Origin of the sequence: Leclercia sp. M-A074-M (genome assembly GCF_965195605.1) — a bacterium.
GTDB lineage: Bacteria > Pseudomonadota > Gammaproteobacteria > Enterobacterales > Enterobacteriaceae > Enterobacter.
The window spans coordinates 1-15813 of record NZ_CBDAHM010000005.1; the positions used below are offsets into that span (position 1 = coordinate 1).

At 53.9% G+C, this 15813-nt stretch carries 13 protein-coding genes, 1 tRNA gene and 1 rRNA gene; 3 read left to right on the forward strand and 12 right to left on the reverse strand.

What is annotated here, in order from left to right:
• Window positions 1–65 precede the first annotated feature (65 nt).
• Window positions 66–141, forward strand: a tRNA-Thr gene (locus ACOKCT_RS11710).
• A gap of 43 nt (window positions 142–184) precedes the next feature.
• Window positions 185–300: ribosomal RNA gene (gene rrf / locus ACOKCT_RS11715) — 5S ribosomal RNA — on the forward strand.
• Between the two features lie 102 nt (window positions 301–402).
• Here rrf and ACOKCT_RS11720 read toward each other — a convergent pair.
• The 7 genes from ACOKCT_RS11720 to ACOKCT_RS11750 all read right to left on the reverse strand — a co-directional run bounded on the left by ACOKCT_RS11720 (window position 403) and on the right by ACOKCT_RS11750 (window position 9728).
• The gene (locus ACOKCT_RS11720) at window positions 403–1161 is read right to left on the reverse strand and encodes an amino acid ABC transporter ATP-binding protein (RefSeq protein ID WP_103177252.1); all 759 of its coding nucleotides are present in this window, start codon (window positions 1159–1161) and stop codon (window positions 403–405) included.
• Window positions 1162–1168: 7 nt separating this feature from the next.
• Window positions 1169–2272, reverse strand: coding sequence for an amino acid ABC transporter permease (locus ACOKCT_RS11725; RefSeq protein WP_103177251.1), 1104 nt, complete (start codon window positions 2270–2272; stop codon window positions 1169–1171).
• A 9-nt stretch (window positions 2273–2281) separates the two neighbouring features.
• A complete protein-coding gene (locus tag ACOKCT_RS11730) occupies window positions 2282–3463 on the reverse strand; it encodes an amino acid ABC transporter permease (RefSeq protein WP_159339869.1) in 1182 nt (393 codons plus the stop codon).
• A 68-nt stretch (window positions 3464–3531) separates the two neighbouring features.
• Window positions 3532–4557: an amino acid ABC transporter substrate-binding protein gene (locus tag ACOKCT_RS11735; RefSeq protein WP_103177249.1), complete on the reverse strand. Its 1026-nt coding sequence runs from the start codon at window positions 4555–4557 to the stop codon at window positions 3532–3534.
• A gap of 366 nt (window positions 4558–4923) precedes the next feature.
• Window positions 4924–5145, reverse strand: coding sequence for a lipoprotein (locus tag ACOKCT_RS11740; protein ID WP_103177248.1), 222 nt, complete (start codon window positions 5143–5145; stop codon window positions 4924–4926).
• A 319-nt stretch (window positions 5146–5464) separates the two neighbouring features.
• A complete protein-coding gene (locus ACOKCT_RS11745; protein WP_420193518.1) occupies window positions 5465–8578 on the reverse strand; it encodes an efflux RND transporter permease subunit in 3114 nt (1037 codons plus the stop codon).
• 10 nt (window positions 8579–8588) lie between these two features.
• Window positions 8589–9728, reverse strand: coding sequence for an efflux RND transporter periplasmic adaptor subunit (locus ACOKCT_RS11750; RefSeq protein ID WP_103177246.1), 1140 nt, complete (start codon window positions 9726–9728; stop codon window positions 8589–8591).
• Window positions 9729–10123: 395 nt separating this feature from the next.
• Here ACOKCT_RS11750 and envR point away from each other — a divergent pair, with 395 nt between their 5' ends.
• Window positions 10124–10762, forward strand: a complete 639-nt coding sequence (envR, locus tag ACOKCT_RS11755; RefSeq protein ID WP_159339871.1) for an acrEF/envCD operon transcriptional regulator — start codon at window positions 10124–10126, stop codon at window positions 10760–10762.
• Between the two features lie 10 nt (window positions 10763–10772).
• Here envR and ACOKCT_RS11760 read toward each other — a convergent pair whose 3' ends face one another.
• The 5 genes from ACOKCT_RS11760 to ACOKCT_RS11780 all read right to left on the reverse strand — a co-directional run bounded on the left by ACOKCT_RS11760 (window position 10773) and on the right by ACOKCT_RS11780 (window position 15702).
• A complete protein-coding gene (locus ACOKCT_RS11760; protein WP_159339872.1) occupies window positions 10773–12854 on the reverse strand; it encodes a putative bifunctional diguanylate cyclase/phosphodiesterase in 2082 nt (693 codons plus the stop codon).
• A 127-nt stretch (window positions 12855–12981) separates the two neighbouring features.
• Window positions 12982–13146: a DUF2556 family protein gene (locus ACOKCT_RS11765; protein WP_039030652.1), complete on the reverse strand. Its 165-nt coding sequence runs from the start codon at window positions 13144–13146 to the stop codon at window positions 12982–12984.
• Window positions 13147–13346: 200 nt separating this feature from the next.
• A complete protein-coding gene (gene fis, locus ACOKCT_RS11770) occupies window positions 13347–13643 on the reverse strand; it encodes a DNA-binding transcriptional regulator Fis (RefSeq protein ID WP_000462905.1) in 297 nt (98 codons plus the stop codon).
• A 23-nt stretch (window positions 13644–13666) separates the two neighbouring features.
• Window positions 13667–14632 carry a tRNA dihydrouridine synthase DusB gene (dusB, locus tag ACOKCT_RS11775; RefSeq protein WP_420193519.1) on the reverse strand — a complete coding sequence of 322 codons (966 nt, stop codon included), beginning with the start codon at window positions 14630–14632 and terminating at the stop codon, window positions 13667–13669.
• Between the two features lie 329 nt (window positions 14633–14961).
• On the reverse strand, window positions 14962–15702 hold the full coding sequence (locus tag ACOKCT_RS11780) for a carbonic anhydrase (RefSeq protein WP_159339873.1): 741 nt from the start codon (window positions 15700–15702) through the stop codon (window positions 14962–14964).
• Window positions 15703–15813: the final 111 nt, after the last annotated feature.

A 15813-nucleotide genomic window follows, 5' to 3' on the forward strand; every position in this document is an offset into this window, starting at 1 on the left:
CGCCGATGGTAGTGTGGGGTCTCCCCATGCGAGAGTAGGGAACTGCCAGGCATCAAATTTAGCGTGCTGATATGGCTCAGTTGGTAGAGCGCACCCTTGGTAAGGGTGAGGTCCCCAGTTCGACTCTGGGTATCAGCACCACTTTATACTTAGGTTAAAGTTCGGCAAGAAGTAAAAGAATTTGTCTGGCGGCTGTAGCGCGGTGGTCCCACCTGACCCCATGCCGAACTCAGAAGTGAAACGCCGTAGCGCCGATGGTAGTGTGGGGTCTCCCCATGCGAGAGTAGGGAACTGCCAGACATCAATTAAGTGAAAAGGCCATCCGAAAGGATGGCCTTTTTGCATTTCTGCACCATAAAAAAACAGGGCCCGGCGCGTACAGCGCCGCCGGGCCAATCAACATTAGTGGATAACCTGCGACAAAAACGCGCGCGTACGTTCTGATTTCGGGTGAGAGAAGAACTCTTCCGGCGGCGCCTGCTCAACAATTTCTCCGCGATCCATAAAGATCACCCGGTCCGCAACGGTTCTGGCGAAGCCCATCTCGTGCGTGACGCAGAGCATGGTCATTCCCGATTCCGCCAAGCCTATCATCGTATCCAGAACCTCTTTCACCATCTCGGGATCGAGTGCTGAAGTCGGCTCATCAAACAGCATAATTTTAGGTTTCATGCACAGAGAGCGGGCAATGGCCACGCGCTGCTGCTGCCCGCCCGAGATCTGCCCGGGAAACTTATGGGCGTGTTCAGCAATGCGTACCCGCTCCAGATAGTGCATGGCAAGTGCCTCAGCTTCTTTTTTCGGCATCTTACGGACCCAGACAGGCGCCAGGGTGCAGTTTTGCAGAACGGTCAGATGAGGGAACAGATTGAAATGCTGGAAGACCATGCCTACCTCCTGGCGGACACGCTCAACGTTGCGGATGTCGTCATTCAGCTCGATACCATCCACCACAATCCGGCCTTGCTGATGCTCTTCCAGATGGTTGATACAGCGGATCGTTGTTGATTTACCCGAGCCTGAAGGCCCGCAAAGGACGATGCGCTCGCCTTGCTTTACCTTCAGGTTAATGTCTTTCAAAACGTGAAATTGCCCGTACCACTTATTCACATTATCCAGGGTAATCATCGCGTCAGCGGGGGTCATAGTTATCTGGCTCATAGGTTCCTCAGTGCGGTGTACGCCCGGTGTTAAAGCGCTTTTCCAGATGCTGGCTGTAGCGCGACATGCTAAAACAGAAAATCCAGTAGATAAGGGCTGCAAAAACGTAGCCTTCTGTCGACATGCCCAGCCACGCCGGGTCGACGGTAGCCTGCTGCACGCTACTGAACAGATCGAATAATCCAATAATGATCACCAGACTGGTGTCCTTAAACAGCGCAATGATGGTGTTCACCAGACCCGGGATCACCAGCTTCAGCGCCTGGGGAAGGATCACCAGTCCCTGCGTTTTCCAGTAACCCAGCGCCAGCGATTCGGCTGCTTCATACTGGCCCTTGGGGAGCGCCTGCAATCCGCCGCGCACGACCTCAGCGACATAAGCAGACTGGAACAGAATGACGCCGACCAGGGCGCGGATCAGCTTGTCGATGGTAGTGCCTTCCGCCATAAACAGCGGCAGCATAACGGAAGACATAAAGAGCACGGTGATAAGCGGAACGCCGCGCCAGAACTCAATAAAAATTACCGAGAGGACGCGCACGACCGGCATGGTTGAGCGGCGACCCAGCGCCAGTAAAATCCCTAATGGCAATGCGCCGGCAATCCCTACCGAGGCGATAATGAGCGTCAGCGTCAGACCGCCCCACTGGCGGGTTTCAACGCGATCCAGCCCCAGCACGCCGCCATACAACAGCCCCCAGACGAGCAGGGGATAGATCACCGCCCAACAGGCGATGTATCGTCCCCGTTGGGGTAACTTCTTCCAGAACATGGGAACGACAGAGAGCAGCCCAATAACCAGCGCAAGGTTGATGCGCCAGCGCTGATCGTGGGGATAGAGCCCATACATAAACTGGCCGAAGCGCTGATGAATAAAGACCCAGCAGGCTCCCTCTTTTGTGCAATCGGCGCGGGTGGTACCGATCCAGTTAGCCTGCAAAAATGCCCAGTTAATGAGCGGCGGGATAAGTTCCCACATCAGCCAGAAGCAGAACAGGGTGAGCAAACTGTTGCTCCAGCTGGAGAACAGGTTTTTACGAGCCCAGTTAATGATGCGTCCGTTGCCGGTTGTGGCCGGACGCGCAGGGTGAGACAAGACCGCTTTTGTCATCATGGTTCCTTAGCGTTCAACCAGCGCGATACGACGGTTGTAGATGTTCATCAACAGTGAAATGGTCAGGCTGATAATCAGGTAGACCGACATCGTAATGGCAATGGTTTCTATTGCCTGGCCGGTCTGGTTAAGAACGGTGCCGGCAAACAACGAGACCATATCGGGATAGCCGATCGCCGCCGCGAGAGAGGAGTTTTTCACGATGTTGAGATACTGGCTGGTCAGCGGAGGGATGATCACCCGTAGGGCCTGGGGGATGATGACCTGGCGCAGGGTGACGGGATTCGGGAGCCCAAGGGAGCGAGCAGCTTCATGCTGACCATGGGGAACGGCCTGAATACCGGCGCGAATAATTTCTGCGATAAAGGCCGAGGTATAGATGGAGAGCGCCAGCGTCAGGGCGGCCAGCTCCGGGATCAATACCATGCCACCCCGGAAGTTAAACCCCTTTAGCTGCGGAACATCCCAGTGCATTGCCGGGCCAGCTATTGTATGCGCCAGCCACGGCAGGATCACTGCTAAAGCCAGGGTGACGGGCCAGGTGCGCCGTAGCTGCCCGGTTTTAATCTGATGCGTGCGATTGTAGCGAAACAGCGCAATGGAAACCAAGATGGCGCACGCCAGCGCGGCCAGCAATGCCAGCATCCCTTCGGCAATCTGCGGCGCGGGGATATAGAGACCGCGGTTGCTTAAAAAGGCCAGATCGAACGCATCCACCGCCTGACGGGGGCCAGGCAGATTGCGCAGGACGGCGAAATACCAGAAGAAGATCTGCAGCAGCGGGGGAATGTTACGGAAGGTCTCGATATAAAACGTGGAGAGCTTACGCAGCAGCCAGTTATCCGAGAGACGCGCGAGTCCGAGGAAAAAGCCCAGCAGAGAAGCAAACAGAATGCATAACGCTGAAACCAGCAGGGTATTCATCAGGCCGACAAGGAATACGCGGCCATAGGTATCGCCTTCACCGTAATCAATTAAGTGCTGAACAATGCCAAACCCTGCACTACGGTCAAGGAAGGCAAAGCCCGACGTAATGCCGCGTGTGCTGAGGTTGGTAACAGTGTTGTGGAACAGGTAGATCGCGACGGCCAGGACAGCGAGAACAGCGAGGATCTGAAACAGCCAGGCGCGAACCGCAGGATTAGAAAAGGAGAAAGCTCCTTTCAGGGCTAAGCGGCGATGGAACATATAAAACCTCGGGTAACCATGACTCTGGACTGGGCACTGCACTGGCAGTGCCCGTTACAGCAAGATGCTTAGCGTACTGGCGGCGCGTACTGAATGCCGCCATTGTTCCAGAGGTTGTTCTGCCCACGGCTGATCTTCAGCGCGCTCTCAGATCCAACGTTACGCTCGAAGATCTCCGCGTAGTTACCCACCTTTTTAATGATGTTGTACGCCCATTTATTATCCAGCTTCAGATCCTTGCCGTAATCTCCTTCCTTGCCCAGCAGATGGGCCATATCAGGCGTGGCCGGATTAGCCGCCTTCTCATCGACGTTCTTTGAGTTGACCCCCATCTCTTCCGCGTTGAGCATGGCGAACAGCGTCCAGCGAACAACAGCGTTCCATTCATCATCCCCGCGACGGACGACCGGCCCCAGCGGCTCTTTGGAGATCACTTCTGGCAGGACGATCCATTCCGCCGGATTGCTCAGCTTGATCCGCAGCGCATAGAGCTGAGACTGATCCGAGGCCAGGGTATCGCAGCGGCCGGACTCCAGCGCTTTGGCGGATTCGTCAGAGCGGTCAAAGGTCACTGGCGTATATTTCATGTTGTTGGCTTTGAAATAGTCGGCGACATTCAGTTCAGTATCCGTACCCGCCTGAATACAGACGGTGGCACCATCCAGCTCCTTCGCACTTTTGAGACCCGCTTTATTGTGCGTCAGGAAACCAATGCCGTCGTAATAGGTGACACCGGTAAAGGTCATTCCCATCCCGGCATCACGGGATGAGGTCCAGGTGGTATTACGCGAAAGCATATCCACTTCGCCGGATTGCAGGGCAGTAAAGCGCTCTTTCGCCGTCAGCGGGGTATATTTCACTTTGGTGTCGTCGCCGAATACCGCAGCGGCAACGCCACGGCACACGTCAACATCAATACCGGAGAACTTACCGTTGGCGTCTGCGTAAGAGAAACCCGGCAGACCGTCACTGATCCCGCATTGCACAAACCCTTTTTGTTTAACTGCATCCAGAGTGGCACCCGCCTGAGCCTGGCCGGTCATTGCAATGAGCACACCTGCAGCGGCGAGGCTGGCCATCATCATCTTTTTCATAATGCATCCTGTGTAGCGAAAAATTATCGTTATAGTGAGGCGTTTATAAACGCTTTAACCTGTCTGTGGCTGTGGCCGACGTTAATAAAGCAAACGTAATGCCAGCTTTTACTTTTAACGTCATAAGGGATTACACAACGCGTGAAGCAGGATGCAGGCAGTGATAATTAAATCGAGCGCCCTGAAATGGTGCGAAATTACAATCTGCGCCACAAATCAGAGCAAAATATGGATGGGTAAAGGGAGAAATAAAACGGAGGGTTAATAGCGGGAAAATAGAAACAAAATAAGATGTGGGCCCATTCAGGCTTATTTGTTCATCTGCAATGAAAAAGCAAAAGCGCGGACGGATCCGCACTTTCTGGATTACCTGGACACGGCAATGATACCCAGTGTCAGGCCAGCTAAAGCCGCTGCGCCACCTGCGATTGCCCCCGCGGTTTCCCAGTTATCCTGCGTGGTGCCTTTCATACAGGTATTGGTGTGAACCAGTCTGCCCTGATCGTCGTATACCGGTACGCACGGTGAGTCATGTGCACAGCCCGCAAGCAACGTGGCAAGGAGTGCAACCGAAATGAATCTTTTCATGGTGTTACCTCAAAATGAAATCTAACTTTGCGATATAACCAGTAACGACTTCTGCAAAGCTGGAGGCTATTTTACCACCGCTTCAAATTCGCCATGAAACGTCAATAATCTCAAATTATTTGGATTGTAAAAAATATGGAGAAACGGTCATTCTTGCCGGGCAATAATGGAGAGATTGAGGAGAGCGACAGAGTAAACAGTCAGGTGCTGAAATCGTGAGCAAACAATTTATTGGACCGCTAATCAATAAGGTAAATAAATAGTAAGGCTAACTCTCTGTTTATTATCATAAGAAAAGGCGCCGAAGCGCCTTTACCCATTACTGTTCACGATGACGCGTAAAGCGTCGCCGTACTACCACAAAGAAGACCGGCACAAAGAAGATTGCCAGCAGGGTAGCTGAAAGCATACCGCCCATCACGCCGGTACCCACGGCGTTTTGCGCGCCGCTGCCCGCTCCGTGACTGATGACCAGCGGCAACACGCCAAGGATAAATGCCAGTGAGGTCATAAGGATAGGACGAAGACGCATGCGTGATGCCTCCAGCGTGGCTTCAATAATCCCTTTCCCCTCTTTCTCCATCAGATCCTTAGCAAATTCGACAATCAGGATGGCGTTCTTGGCCGACAGGCCAATGGTGGTAAGCAGCCCCACCTGGAAGTAAACATCATTATTCTGCCCACGCAGGGAAGCGGCCAGCAGGGCGCCAACCACCCCTAATGGCACCACCAGCATCACCGAGAAAGGAATCGACCAGCTCTCATACAGCGCCGCCAGGCAGAGGAACACCACCACCAGCGAGATGGCATACAGGGCAGGCGCCTGGTTGCCGGAGAGCCGTTCCTGATAAGACATGCCTGTCCAGTCGTAACCGATGCCGGTTGGCAGTTTCGCCGCCAGTTTTTCCATTAGCACCATGGCTTCACCGGTACTCTTGCCGGGAGCGGCTTCCCCGAGGATCTCCATGGAAGGGCTGCCGTTATAGCGCTCCAGGCGCGGTGAGCCGTAGATCCAGTGCGACTGGCTGAACGCGGAGAGCGGCACCATTTCACCGTTGGCGCTGCGGACATAGAGACGGTTAATATCCTCCGGCAGCATCCTGAAGTGGGCATCCGCCTGGACATAGACTTTCTTCACCCGGCCACGGTCGATGTAGTCATTGACATAGGTTCCCCCCAGCGCGGTGGAGATGGTCTGGTTGATATCCGATACGCTCACGCCCAGCGCCTGCGCTTTTTCCTGATCGATATCCAGCTTGAACTGCGGGGTATCTTCCAGCCCATTGGGACGCACACGCACCAGCATATCGCTGTGCTCTTTGATCATGCCCAGCAGCTGGTTTCGCGCCTGCGTCAGCTGGTTATGTCCCAGGTTGGCCTGGTCAATCAGTTCAAAATCGAAGCCCGTTGCGGTGCCGAGTTCGATAATGGCGGGCAGGTTGAACGGGAAGACCAGCCCGTCTTTGATCTGACTAAAGGCCCGTGTTGCCCGGCTGACGATGGCCCCAACGCTGTTTGCCGCACCCGGGCGCTCCTCCCAGGGCTTCAGGCTGATAAACGCCACCCCGGCGTTTTGCCCCTGGCCGCTGAAGCTGAAGCCGTTAACGGTAAACACCGATTCTACGTTGGCCTTCTCATTGTTGAGGTAGTAGTGCTCAACCTGATCCAGCACCTTCTGGGTGCGGCTTTGCGTCGCGCCCGCCGGGAGCTGCACCATCGTCATAAACACGCCCTGATCCTCTTCCGGCAGGAAGGAGGTGGGCAGACGCAGGAACAGTACCGCCATACCGCCCACTATAAGGATGTAGACCACCAGGTAGCGGCCCGTCTTACGCAGGATATGGCTGACGCTGTTGCTGTAATGGGCCACGCTTCTGTCGAACAGGGCATTAAACCAGCCGAAGAAGCCGCCTTTGTTCGCATGATGCTCGCTGGGGGCCTTTAGCAGGGTGGCACACAGAGCAGGGGTCAGGATCAGCGCCACCAGCACCGAGAGCGCCATCGCCGAAACAATGGTCAGAGAGAACTGGCGATAAATCGCCCCGGTGGAGCCGCCGAAAAAGGCCATCGGGATAAATACCGCTGAGAGCACCATGGCGATGCCGACCAGCGCCCCCTGAATTTGCGACATCGATTTTTGTGTCGCCTCTTTTGGCGGAAGCTTCTCCTCCACCATCACGCGCTCGACGTTCTCCACCACTACGATGGCATCATCCACCAGCAAGCCTATTGCCAGCACCATACCAAACATGGTCAGGGTGTTTATCGAGAAGCCAAACGCCGCCAGCACCGCGAAAGTGCCCAGCAGAACCACCGGTACGGCAATGGTCGGGATGAGCGTGGCCCGCAGGTTTTGCAGGAACAGGTACATCACGAGGAAGACGAGAATGATGGCTTCGAACAGCGTCTTGACCACTTCATGAATGGAGATCTTAACGAACGGCGTGGTGTCATAGGGGTAGACCACCTTCAGCCCCTGCGGGAAGAAGGCTTGCAGCTGCGCCAGTTTGCTTTTGATCGCCGCGGCGGTATCCAGCGCGTTGGCACCGGTAGCGAGCTTAATACCGAGCCCGGTCGCCGCCTGACCATTGATTTTGGTCACCATGTTGTAGTTTTCACCGCCTGGCGCAATGCGGGCGACATCTTTCAGATGCACCATCGACCCGTCCTGATTGACCTTCAGGGTGATGTTGCCGAACTCCTCTGCGGTTTTCAGGCGCGTCTGGGCGATAATGGAGGCGTTGAGCTGCTGGCCCGGCACCGACGGCGTTCCGCCGAGCTGACCGGCGGCAATCTGGTTATTCTGCGTTTTTAACTGGTTAATCACGTCCAGCGGCGTCAACTGATAGGCGTTCAGCTTATTCGCATCCAGCCAGATACGCATCGCATACTGGGCGCCAAACAGTTGCACATCGCCCACCCCGGAGGTGCGGCTGATAGCATCCTTGACGTTAGAGGCGACATAGTCCGAGATATCGTCCTGGCTCAGGTTCTTATTGTCCGAGACAAAACCGGCCACCAGCAGGAAGCTGCTGCTCGACTTCTCCACGCTTATCCCTTGCTGCTGCACTTCCTGCGGCAGTAACGGCATGGCCAGCTGCAGCTTGTTCTGCACCTGTACCTGAGCAATATCCGGGTCGGTGCCCGACTGGAAGGTCAGGGTAAGGGTGACGCTGCCCGCTGAATCGCTGGTGGAGGACATGTACATAAGGTTATCGATACCATTCATGTTCTGCTCGATAACCTGGGTCACCGTATCCTGCACCGTCTGGGCATCCGCGCCGGGATAGGTCGCCGAGATAGCCACGGCAGGTGGCGCAATGGTGGGATACTGCGCCACCGGCAGCTTGAGGATCGCAAGCCCGCCCGCCAGCATCAGGATAATGGCCAGCACCCACGCGAAGATTGGGCGCTGAATAAAGAAGTTAGCCATGCTCTGTTCCTTATCCCACTTTCTGCGCAGCGGTATCCGGCGTCGCCACCACCGCGACGCCAGGACGTACTTTCTGCAGCCCGCTGATAATCACCCGGTCGCCTTCCTGTAAGCCGTCTGTAATCAGCCATTGATCGCCAATCGCCTGAGGGGCGACAACGTTACGGGCTTCAACCTGGTTTTTACTGTTGACCACCATCACGCTGGCATCACCGCGCGGGGTTCGCGTAACGCCCTGTTGCGGAACCAGAATGGCGTGCGGCTGGGTGCCTTCGTTAATACGCGCGCGGACAAACATGCCGGGCAGCAGGATATGTTGCGGGTTGGGGAAGATAGCCCGCAGGGTGATGGAGCCGGTGCTCTCATCCACGGTGACATCCGAGAATTGCAGCGATCCTTTTAGTGGATAGGGCTGACCATTCTCCATCAGCAGCTGTACGCTGCGGGTGCCTTCGCCGGTCTGCAGGCTGGACTGCTTGAGACGCATAAAATCATTGCTGGACTGGGTGACATCGACATAAATCGGATCAAGCTGCTGAACCGTTGCCAGTGCCGTGGCCTGTCCGTTCGCAACCAGGGCCCCTTCGGTGACGCTGGATTTACCGATCCGCCCGCTGATAGGTGACGTCACTTTGGTGTACGCAAGATTGATGCGCGCGGTTTCGACAGCGGCTTTGGCCGCAATCACCGAGGCATCAGCCTGACGGGCGTTCGCCACTGACTGATCGTACTCCTGTTTGCTGACGTACTGTGTGCCGACCAGAGGTAAATAGCGTTTTACCGTCAGGTGAGCAATGCTGGCGGCTGCCTGGGCTTTGGCCAGCTCGCCCGACGCACTATCAAATGCGGCCTGATAGGAGGCGGGATCGATCTGATACAGCGACTCGCCAGCTTTTACGTCGCTGCCTTCAGTAAAGTTGCGCTTCAGCACAATGCCGCTGACCTGCGGGCGAACCTCGGCGACGCGGTAAGCATCGGTCCGGCCAGGCAGTTCGGTGGTCACCTCCAGCGGCGCACTTTTCACGACATGCACCACGACCTGTGGAGTCGGCGGCTGCTTCGCCTGGCCTGCATGATCATCACAACCCACAAGCAATGCGGCACCGATGATAAAACCGGATAAGGGTAAAAACCTGAAATTAGGCGTCATGACTATTCCTTCAAGATCATCAATCCGCATTCACCGACAAGGGTTATGCGTTAAGGAGAGGTAAAACGGAAAACGGCGGGCGCAATAATAAAGAATGACCGTGCGGGTTTTTGATTTATAAGTGCGGAGAATGAACTGAGGATAAAAAAAAGAGCAGCAAGTGAGCGTAAAGAATGATATAGCACGTCCGGCTATGTATTGCTGGCCGTTTTGCTTTAGATGCATTCATGTTTTTTGTGAATTAAATGCATGGCAAGTATCATCGCGGTTTATAAGTTAGGCAGGTTAACTTTTTTTGTTCATATTTATTTTTCTGACTGATGGATAATTCCTGCTCCGACGATTGTCGTCATTGTTTTATAAAAGTAACCAATCCGTTAAATGAGTGATTTTCTATGGCGCGCAAAACCAAAGCTGAGGCGCAGAAGACACGCCAGTTATTGATTGAGGCGGCAATAGAGCAGTTTGCCATGCGGGGTGTCGCCAACACGACGCTGACGGATATCGCCGATGCCGCCTGCCTGACACGGGGGGCCGTTTACTGGCATTTCGCCAGTAAAGCCGAGATATTTAACGCTATCTGGCAGGAGCAACGCCCGCTGCGCGAGATTATTCGCGGTCAACTGTCGCAGGCGGAAGAGAGCGATCCATTATTAATTTTGCGTGAGCAGTTTGTTACTGCTTTGCAATATATTGCCCGGGACAGCCGCCAGCGGACCTTATTGCAGATCCTGTATCACAAATGTGAATTTGATGAGGATATGATCTCAGAAAATCAAATTCGTAAAAGGATCGGGTTCAATTATGAAAACGTCCGTGAAATATTGCAGAGAGGCATTATGCTTGGCAGCATCTCCGCGCAGATCAATATCGACACGACGTTAATTGTTTTCCATGGCTTTTTTTGCGGGCTGATTAAAAACTGGTTAATGAGCCCGGAACACCTGGATCTCTACCGGCAGGCCCCGGAACTGGTCGATAATATCCTCTCAACGTTGCCGCTAGCCCACAGAGAATACGACACCGCCTCATAGCGGCATCGCGTCAGATTTGCTGGGTCAGCATGGCCTGCGGATCGTGGCTCAGCGCGTTGACAGCTTGCGCCGTGACGGGTTTACCCAGCAGATAGCCCTGTAGCGTATTACATCCCAGACTGGTCAAAAAGGTCTGCTGCTCCTCGGTTTCGACCCCTTCGGCAACCACCTTCAGGTTGAGCGTTTTTGCCAGCGCAACAATGGCGGATACGATGGTCGCATCATCACCCGTGCTGTTGAGATCTTTCACAAACGCCCGATCAATTTTTAGCTCACAGGCGGGCAACTTTTTCAGGTAGAGCAGGCTGGAATAGCCGGTGCCAAAATCATCGATCGAGGCTTTTACTCCGGCCTGAGTTAACTCAGTCAGCACCCGGACGCTCTCATCGGGGTTATTCATGGCCGTGGTTTCGGTCACTTCCAGAATCAGGGTATGCGGCGGAATACGGTGTCGTGCCAGGCTGCCCATCACCGTCTCCACCAGCTGGGGCTGTTCAAACTGCAGCGTAGAGAGGTTTACCGCCATCGACCATTCAGTATGGCCGTTAAGATGCCATTCGCGTAGCTGGCGGCACGCTTCATCAATTACCCAGTTGCCGATAGGAATAATCAGCCCGCTTTTCTCCGCCAGCGGCAGAAACTGGTCGGGGGATAACAAGCCCTGGACAGGATGTTGCCAGCGCAGCAGGGCTTCAAAGCCGACAATGGGGCCCACCGGCGCCTGGAACTTAGGCTGATAAACCAGATGCAGCTCCTTGCGCTCCAGCGCCAGCCACAGATCGTTCATTAGCTGTAGCTGATTTTGCGCCAGGGTATTCATCGACGGCTGGAAGAAGTGGTAGCCGTTACGCCCCATGTGCTTGGTGTGATACATCGCCGCATCGGCGTTGAACATCAGTTCGCGCTGGTTTTTGCCATCATGGGGATAAATAGCGATGCCCACGCTGAGGGTCACTACCACATCATACAGCTCAAGGCTGAAGGGTTGGTCGACGACATGCACCAGCGCGCTGGCGAGCGATGCGGCGTCGTTCGGGGAGTCGATCTCGGCCAGCAGCACAAACTCGTCGCCACCAATACGGGCGAGAGTGTACTGGCCCTTCAGGGGCTGTTCCAGACGCTCCGTCACGGCAACCAATAGCTTATCGCCCGTATCATGGCCGTAGGCATCGTTAACAGCTTTGAAGCCATCCAGATCCATAAACAGCAGGGCAAACAGTTTGCCTTCGCGATCGGCTTTGTTAATTGCCTGCTCGAGGCGATCTTCCAGCAGCACGCGGTTCGGCAAGCGGGTCAGCGTATCGTGCAGCGCCAGCTGGGCCAGTTCGCGGTTGGCTTCCGCCAGCGATGAAGCGAGAAGGGAGGTGCGGGCCTGCAGCCGGGCATCAAACATAGAAACCAGCAGCGTTATACCCAAGATAGAGAGCGCCACAACGCTCACCAGCACCGCCAGCCAGCTGCCGTTCACCCCCTGATGATGCATGTGCACCTGAAGCGGAAACTGGGCCGCTTTCATGCCGGTATAGTGCATGCCGGCAATCGCGATGCCCATCAGCACCGCAGCGCCCGCACGCATCAGCGCGACCTGGGCGGCATCCCGCCGTAAACGGAACGTCAGCCACAGGGCGGCCAGCGAGGCGAGGAGAGCGATAACCACCGACAGTGCAACCCAGCGCATATCCCAGACGATAGCGGGCGCTACCTGCAGGGCCTTCATGCCGGTGTAGTGCATCGTCACGATGCCCGCTCCCAGAATCACCGCGCCGGTAAACAAGCGACGTCTGCGTAAGTGGTCGCGGCTCACCAGCCAGAGGGCAAACAGTGAGGCGCCAATAGCGATCAGCATGGAAAGGGCGGTTTTTGGCAGGTCGTAGTTCATCCGCATGGAGATATCCATCGCCAGCATGCCGATAAAATGCATAGCCCATATCCCGATACCCATGGCGATCCCCCCGCCCGTCAGCCAGATATGTGCCGCGACGCCGGTACTGCCGGCAACCCGTCCTGCCATATTCAGCGCGGTATAGGATGCAAGAATGGCGACAACAAAGGAGATAACCACAAGAAGTTGGTCGTATTGGCTAACCAGCATGATCTCATCAACTCATACGCAGTGGGGTATTACGTGATACCGGGTGAGACGGGCTGAGACATTATCATCCAATAAAGATGCCTCAAAGGTTTTTAAAACCGCACATTTTTCGAGGAAAAGCAGGGGCTTAATCTAGATCCGAGCAATTAACCAGCTTAAGCGGATTAACCGAATTCATGTTGCGGCATTGGTCCGTTTCCGTAGACATCAACTCAATCCACTGCATTAACAGCGCATCGAAAAGGAAAACGCTAATCGCGAAGACGACTAACCACCAATACTTACGGATCATTCGGAATTTCCGGGGACAATTGACAAGAGTGCAGGAAATATACACGAAAAATAGCGGCTGAGAAGTGGGCTGAGAGATGTTTACGTTTCGGGAGATAACGAGGGGGTGGAGAACAAAAAACAGGGGAACAACAGGCATAAAAAAAGGCGCTTCCCCATGCCGGTTCGCGCCTTTTTAAACAAGCATTTAGCTAATCGAAATTAGTTCATGCCGTATTTTTTCAGTTTCTTACGCAGCGTACCACGGTTGATGCCCATCATCAGAGCAGCACGGGTCTGGTTACCGCGGGTGTATTGCATCACCATGTCCAACAGGGGCTGTTCAACTTCAGCCAGTACCAGCTCATACAGGTCGTTAACGTCCTGACCATTCAGTTGAGCAAAATAGTTCTTCAGTGCCTGTTTAACCGAGTCACGCAGGGGCTTTTGAGTTACCTGGTCCTGAGAGTTAACGGTGGAAACGGTCAGTACGTCAGAATTTACGCGTTGTTCGAACATAGTTCTGTCAGCTCTTTATTTCATTACGCAAGATTTTCGAAGTATGCCTCCAACGCCTCCAGCTGTTCGCTGGCATCCTCTATGGCGTTGAATGTGCGCCGAAACTGGTCATCCGGAGCGTGTTCCTGGAGATACCAGGATACGTGTTTACGCGCGATTCGGTACCCTTTAGCCTGACCATAAAAGTCATGCAGTTCCCGAATATGCGCGCATAGCAAGTGCTTAACCTCTGCCAGCGGCAGCGGGGCAAGCAGCTCCCCAGTGTCCAGATAATGCTGGATTTCCCGAAAGATCCAGGGTCTTCCCTGAGCCGCACGTCCTATCATCAGAGCATCAGCCCCTGTATAGTCGAGCACAGCTCTGGCTTTAAGCGGGTCAGTAATGTCGCCATTCGCGATAACCGGAATGGAAACTTTCTGCTTAACTGCCCGAATGCTGTCGTATTCAGCTTCACCGTTGAACAAAAAGGCGCGGGTGCGTCCATGTATGGTCAGGGCCTGAATGCCACAGTCTTCGGCCAGTTGGGCAATCTCTACACAGTTACGGTGATCCGGCGACCAACCCGTGCGAATCTTTAACGTAACAGGAACGTCCACTGCGCTGACAACCGCGGTCAGGATCGACTTCACCTGATCGGGGTATTGCAGAAGGGCTGAACCTGCAAGCTTGCGATTCACCTTTTTGGCCGGGCATCCCATATTGATATCAATAATCTGGGCGCCACTTTCCACGTTGATACGCGCGGCATCTGCCATCTCTTCAGGCACGCTCCCGGCGATTTGCACGGTGCGGATACCTGGTTCGTCAATGTGCACCATCCGAAGACGGGATTTATCGCTTTCCCAAACCTGCGGGTTAGACGACATCATCTCTGAAACGGTTAATCCTGCTCCCATCTCATAACACAGCGTCCTGAATGGTCGGTCGGTAATACCTGCCATAGGTGCTGCGATCAGGCGATTTCTGAGCTGGTGGTTTCCGATACGCATGAGTTAAGAAATGACCATACTGTGACTGCAAGGCGGCGTATCTTACGCATTTTTTGCACGAGATGAAAGGCCAAACTTTGAACAATCCACTGCGGTAGATCAATGAATCGCCGCTCTATTACTCCCATTGAATTTATTCATCATTTAAATCATTGGGTTAGCGCGGGCGTGTTGTTTCGTTGGGTGTAACATTTTCCCGTAACTTCTTATCGTTTCTGATAAATGAATTGGTTATTCGGGATAATCTGCTGTTTTTAACAGCAGATTATCCCGCTTCTTTGCGATCCAGGTCGCATTTTAGAACATGATATCAGGATGAAAAGCGAGCGTTATTCCACGACAGTACGGCCATGTAATGGTTGTACCGGGCGATTATTATCGTGGTGCATAGTTCGTGTAAATTTTTCCAGCTGGGCTACAGACAATGTGAGCGGGTGTTGCATGACAATCCAGATCACCCCCTCTGAGCAGGGTGGCGTGGTTAAGGAACCGCTATAACGCCAGTACGTTTTCTCGTGTGGCAAGAGTTTATTCAGGTCCAGATGCGTAGTAAGTGGGGTACTTTGCTCCGCCTTCTGCGGCATGACGCTCCACAATTTGTCCAGTTCGGCGTTCGCCTTGCCTGTGTTGAACATGACGGCCACAACCGCTATCTCACCTGCTGCGTTTTTATGAACCAGATGCATCTCCAGCGCGAACTTTTTACCGTGGATCATGTTTTCAGCGGGGGCATGGAAGTGGAATTGTTGCAGTGTCCAGGCCTGATTATCCAGGGTAATAGTGTCGTTTGTACCGTCTTTCTCGCCAGCCTGAATAGTGTGCCCATTATTCGTTAACGTTACCGGACCGTCGGAATAGTGGGTTGCAAGGGGAAGAATATGTGCTTTGAGGGTTTTTTCGACGTTGATCGGCGACTGGTACATACCGGTCTGGCAGGTTTTGAAGTTACTGTCTATCTCTCCCCAATGCTCGGGGGCTCCTTCGCCTTCATAACTCCAATGGGACGCCCATGCTGAGACTGACATTAAGCTGAGGACAAGTACCGCCGCCTTACTAACGTAAGCTTTCATTATATTCTCCTTATAAATGGTAATGAGTAAAATAATAAATAAAAACAATTAGTTATTACTATTTTACAGGAGAATTAATTCGGGAAAGAGTGTTATTGCGGGTAAAAAAAT

Excerpts from the sequence above, each read along its gene's own strand:
- ACOKCT_RS11725 (WP_103177251.1), bottom strand. The coding sequence starts at position 2,272 with ATGACAAAAGCGGTCTTGTCTCACCCTGCGCGTCCGGCCACAACCGGC.
- ACOKCT_RS11720 (WP_103177252.1), bottom strand. The coding sequence starts at position 1,161 with ATGAGCCAGATAACTATGACCCCCGCTGACGCGATGATTACCCTGGAT.
- ACOKCT_RS11780 (WP_159339873.1), bottom strand. The coding sequence starts at position 15,702 with ATGAAAGCTTACGTTAGTAAGGCGGCGGTACTTGTCCTCAGCTTAATG.
- ACOKCT_RS11765 (WP_039030652.1), bottom strand. The coding sequence starts at position 13,146 with ATGATCCGTAAGTATTGGTGGTTAGTCGTCTTCGCGATTAGCGTTTTC.
- ACOKCT_RS11730 (WP_159339869.1), bottom strand. The coding sequence starts at position 3,463 with ATGTTCCATCGCCGCTTAGCCCTGAAAGGAGCTTTCTCCTTTTCTAAT.
- ACOKCT_RS11740 (WP_103177248.1), bottom strand. The coding sequence starts at position 5,145 with ATGAAAAGATTCATTTCGGTTGCACTCCTTGCCACGTTGCTTGCGGGC.
- dusB (WP_420193519.1), bottom strand. The coding sequence starts at position 14,632 with ATGCGTATCGGAAACCACCAGCTCAGAAATCGCCTGATCGCAGCACCT.
- ACOKCT_RS11750 (WP_103177246.1), bottom strand. The coding sequence starts at position 9,728 with ATGACGCCTAATTTCAGGTTTTTACCCTTATCCGGTTTTATCATCGGT.
- envR (WP_159339871.1), top strand. The coding sequence starts at position 10,124 with ATGGCGCGCAAAACCAAAGCTGAGGCGCAGAAGACACGCCAGTTATTG.
- ACOKCT_RS11745 (WP_420193518.1), bottom strand. The coding sequence starts at position 8,578 with ATGGCTAACTTCTTTATTCAGCGCCCAATCTTCGCGTGGGTGCTGGCC.
- ACOKCT_RS11760 (WP_159339872.1), bottom strand. The coding sequence starts at position 12,854 with ATGCTGGTTAGCCAATACGACCAACTTCTTGTGGTTATCTCCTTTGTT.
- fis (WP_000462905.1), bottom strand. The coding sequence starts at position 13,643 with ATGTTCGAACAACGCGTAAATTCTGACGTACTGACCGTTTCCACCGTT.
- ACOKCT_RS11735 (WP_103177249.1), bottom strand. The coding sequence starts at position 4,557 with ATGAAAAAGATGATGATGGCCAGCCTCGCCGCTGCAGGTGTGCTCATT.